The 3,929-nt window shown below is 37.7% G+C and carries 6 protein-coding genes; 2 read left to right on the top strand and 4 right to left on the bottom strand.

The features are described from left to right. Window positions 1-42: 42 nt before the first annotated feature. Window positions 43-303 (bottom strand): hypothetical protein, encoded by a 261-nt coding sequence (locus V7137_RS29280; protein WP_335701321.1) that lies wholly within the window; start codon window positions 301-303, stop codon window positions 43-45. A gap of 193 nt (window positions 304-496) precedes the next feature. Next, window positions 497-844, bottom strand: a complete 348-nt coding sequence (locus V7137_RS29275; protein ID WP_256358082.1) for a metal-sensitive transcriptional regulator — start codon at window positions 842-844, stop codon at window positions 497-499. A 203-nt stretch (window positions 845-1,047) separates the two neighbouring features. Between V7137_RS29275 and V7137_RS29270 the strand changes: the two genes are divergently transcribed. Beyond that, window positions 1,048-2,190, top strand: a complete 1,143-nt coding sequence (locus V7137_RS29270) for a metallophosphoesterase (RefSeq protein ID WP_335701320.1) — start codon at window positions 1,048-1,050, stop codon at window positions 2,188-2,190. Window positions 2,191-2,336: 146 nt separating this feature from the next. Next, window positions 2,337-2,498 (top strand): hypothetical protein, encoded by a 162-nt coding sequence (locus tag V7137_RS29265; RefSeq protein ID WP_335701319.1) that lies wholly within the window; start codon window positions 2,337-2,339, stop codon window positions 2,496-2,498. A gap of 92 nt (window positions 2,499-2,590) precedes the next feature. Here V7137_RS29265 and V7137_RS29260 read toward each other — a convergent pair whose 3' ends face one another. Next, entirely contained in the window at window positions 2,591-3,067 is a 477-nt protein-coding gene (locus V7137_RS29260) for a CBS domain-containing protein (protein ID WP_335701318.1), read from the bottom strand. A 36-nt stretch (window positions 3,068-3,103) separates the two neighbouring features. Beyond that, window positions 3,104-3,736 carry a TetR/AcrR family transcriptional regulator gene (locus tag V7137_RS29255; protein ID WP_335701317.1) on the bottom strand — a complete coding sequence of 211 codons (633 nt, stop codon included), beginning with the start codon at window positions 3,734-3,736 and terminating at the stop codon, window positions 3,104-3,106. Window positions 3,737-3,929: the final 193 nt, after the last annotated feature.

The following is a 3,929-nucleotide window of genomic DNA, read 5'->3' as shown; positions in this document are numbered from 1 at the left end:
ATGGGCGAATTTAAGAAGAAACACTCTTTAAGAAAAGAGCGTCTATTTTTTACTTTTTATAACATGGACAATTAGCCCGCCTATAATGGAACCGACCCCAGCTACTCCTAACATCATGATATAGAGTCGCTCAGCTAAGTCAGCCATTCCTTCACCTGGAATAACACCTGTCTTTAACGCCATAACTATTGCTGCTAAGAAGAAGATTATGGCTGGAATCCAGATAATCCAGCTAGCATCTATTTTCATTAATATAAATGGTAAGATCAGTCCGATAAGAAATATCACAAAGAAGAAAAACATTTTGCCCACACCCTTCCTTGTAGATAGTATATTCATAATGTTCTTTAAAGGATTTTAATTTCTACAAACAAAAAAGCTGGAAAGATACTACAGAAAAGTATCTTTCCAGCTTTAAAATCAAGCTTTATCTAAATCTATATGCAAGCCTTGATACTTGGTTACTAGTTGGTGCATGCTACATCGATTACGGCTATTATTTTTTCATTAATTTTTGGATGGTGACTAGAACCTCATCTATGACTTCCATATCACCTTCCTGTATTCTTTCAACTACACAACTCCTCAGATGACCTTCAAGTAGGATTTTGGCAACGCTATTTAAGGCGGATTGAGTAGCTGAAATCTGATTAATGACATCATCACAATAGGTATCTTTTTCAATTAAGCCTTTAATACCGCGGATTTGGCCTTCTATCCGGTTTAACCTAGTGACAAGATTATTTTTCACTTTATCGGAATGATGACTCTTTCGATCACTGCCTTCAAGTGAACAGCAAGAATCATCAAAAAGTTCCTCTTCCTTCCCGAAATGATTTGACATCGCTCCGCCTCCTTTTTGAAAATATTATATCATACCTTGAATTAGGAGTTTTAGGTCTACTTTCATGGAGTATTTTTTTACTATTTCAATATATTTTCCTTATGAACCTACACACACATGCTATTAATTGACAGTAAAACGTGCCCATGCAATACTTGAACTACCTGTCATGTTTTGATGATTAACTCTTAAAGGAGCAACCTATGAAACCACGCTATGTATTTAATGTCATTTCGATCATTATTGTGTATTCAGCGTTAACTTTTTATATCGGCTGGAACAGTTGGGTGTGGATGCACTCTGCCTTCGGACTCGAGGAAAAATGGTTATACGGTTTTATAGTTGGACTAATTTCTTATTCTTACATTATTGGACAATTCATAAAAAAGATTCCTTTATTTAAAATGGTCGGCTCTTACTGGTTTGGATTATTGCAGTATGCGATTCTGATCCTGCCACTTTCCAATCTTCTTGCCCTGACTCTCATTCTTACAGGACTTTCGCCATCTTCTGTCGTAAATTGGCTCGGAGGTGTCGTGTTTCTATTTTTTATATTCCTATTTATCTATGGTATGTATAATGCCTATAGCCCTGTTGTTAAAACTTTTTCAGTTGTGATTCCAAAACAAATAGGCGAACGAAAGCAACTTCATATTGCCATGGCCTCTGATATGCACTTTGGAAGGCTTTCAGGCATTCGTCATGTACGGAGGCTGGTCCGTGAAATGAATGCACTAAAGCCTGATATCATTTTACTGCCAGGCGATATCATTGACGACGATCCCGTGCCATTTACACAAAAGAGAATGGGTGATGTCATGAAGGATTTATCGGCACCATTAGGTGTTTATGGAGTCTTGGGAAATCATGAATATTATGGCGGTGGAATTCCAAAGTTCTTGCAGGAAATGGAACGGATTGGGATTACCATCCTCATGGATCAAGTAATTAAAATTAATGACAGCTTTTATCTTGCCGGACGTAAAGACAAAACGGATCGCCAACGACTGCCAATCAAAACCTTATTAAAAGACGTTGATCCATCCCTGCCAATGATTATGATGGATCATCAGCCTTCTGAAATAACACAAGCCCAGGAAAACCATGTCGACTTGCTATTATCAGGCCACACACACAGAGGGCAAATGGCACCAAATCATCTGATTACCAAAAGAATGTTTGAAAATGATTGGGGCTATCTTCAAAAAGGTCAACTTCATTCCATTGTTTCATCAGGTTTTGGCTTTTGGGGTCCGCCTCTCAGAATTGGCAGTCGTTCTGAAATCATCCAGATTCAAGTTACGTTTTTAAACACTGATGAAATTTTGGAAGCTGGAGATAAATAATACACTATTTCCCTATTTTTCACATATGATAAAAGATCATTACCGTATTTAAATATTTTTTAACTTTTCTGATTATTTATTCTAGCTTTATTTACTTATCTTCATATATAATATTTTCATAACTATTTTGAAGGGTGTTGGTTAATTTGGCAAACAAGGCTGAAGTGAAAAAAATCTCTGTTAATTCCACAATTTCATTAAAAGGAATTGTAAAAGCCATTTTCAACGATACCGTTCATGTTCAGATCGGCGGAAAAATTATTACGCTCCCAGCATCAGAACTGCTGCTTGAAAAGCCAGTCCAATAGTTTGTTTTACCTAGCAAATTAAAGCAATCGGAATATACAATTTTACTCAAAGAAAAGCCCCTCAAGTGAGGGGCTTTTTCATTTAATGATTATCACTGCAAATCATTGATAATCGTATCTTGAATGCTCCGAATAACATCTCCTCTACTGATTACACCGACCACATGATGCGATGCATTAACCACAGGAAGTTTTTTAAAGTGATGCTTAGACAAAATGGAGACGACCTTTTTCATTTCATCTTCAGGATGTACAGTTACGATCCCCTTGGTTCTTGCAATCCTGATAATCTCACTATCAGCTAATTCACTAAGGCGATTCTCGATGTTTTCTTCTGCCACGTATGTCATAAAGGTGAAATAGTCATGAAATCGGCGATCCACAGGACTGATTGCCCGCAAAATATCCCCATCTGTGACAATGCCACGTAACACGCCATCCTCGTCGATAATGGGGATGCCGCCAATTTTTTTATCAACAAATATTGACATAACCTCTTTTATGGAAGCACTCGGGCGAGCCGAAATAACATCCTTCACCATAAAATCCTTTACCTTTACATTGATCATATCGACACCGCTTTCATATCCTGAATTTTGGATTCTTCATTCATGCGTGTTTCGCAATTTTTCTAAAACTTCAGGTGGAAAAACCATCCGGCAAATGACTTTTGAAATTTCTTGAAAATCAGCTCTTAACCCGTTTCCGTGACTATTCTCCACTAAAACTAATATGGCCCAAGCGACAGCATCTAAATCCAAATCATTCCATGTTAATCCTGTTTCCTCCGCTTGTTTTAAACCCAACAGTATTCTCGAGTAAATTTTCCTTCGGGCATCAGCCAAAAATTCAGCCAGACCTGGGTCTTTCAACACCAATTCAGGAAGGACACGCGAAAGGCCTAACTCTTTAAGGCGTTTGTTATGGGCATCTAATAGGGATGCTAATAATGATTCCGGATCCTTCGAAATCCAGCTCGGTTCAGGTGGAAGAAGCTTGTCTAATTTATCTTCAAGTAACGACATTAAAAGTTGGCGTTTATCTGAAAAATACCGATAAAAGGTTCCTGTTGCCACCCCGGCATGAGCTGCAATTTCTTTCGCAGTAGTGTGCTCGTACCCATTAGAAATAAAGAGAGTCCGTCCACTTTCCAAAAGTGCATTTCTTTTTTGCTGTGCCCTCTCCTGTTTTGGGAGTGAAGGAAATTCACCAATTAATAGGTCTTCATGGTCTGGCATTTTATCACCTCATCTATATCATACCACCATTTTTAAATTTGAACCATAGTTCATGTTTTCGTTGACAGACGATTCCAAACATGCGATACTTGAACTACGGTTCATGTTAAATCACTATTATTGTTTAACACCCCTTTACAATATAGATGGATCGAAACATGACCGATTTTTTTAATAAAGGCTCTTTTCGTAA

Source organism: Neobacillus drentensis, assembly GCF_036962765.1.
GTDB classification, from domain to species: domain Bacteria; phylum Bacillota; class Bacilli; order Bacillales; family Cytobacillaceae; genus Neobacillus; species Neobacillus drentensis_C.
The sequence above is the reverse complement of the archived record's forward strand: the minus strand, read 5'-3'. Positions and strand labels throughout refer to the sequence as shown.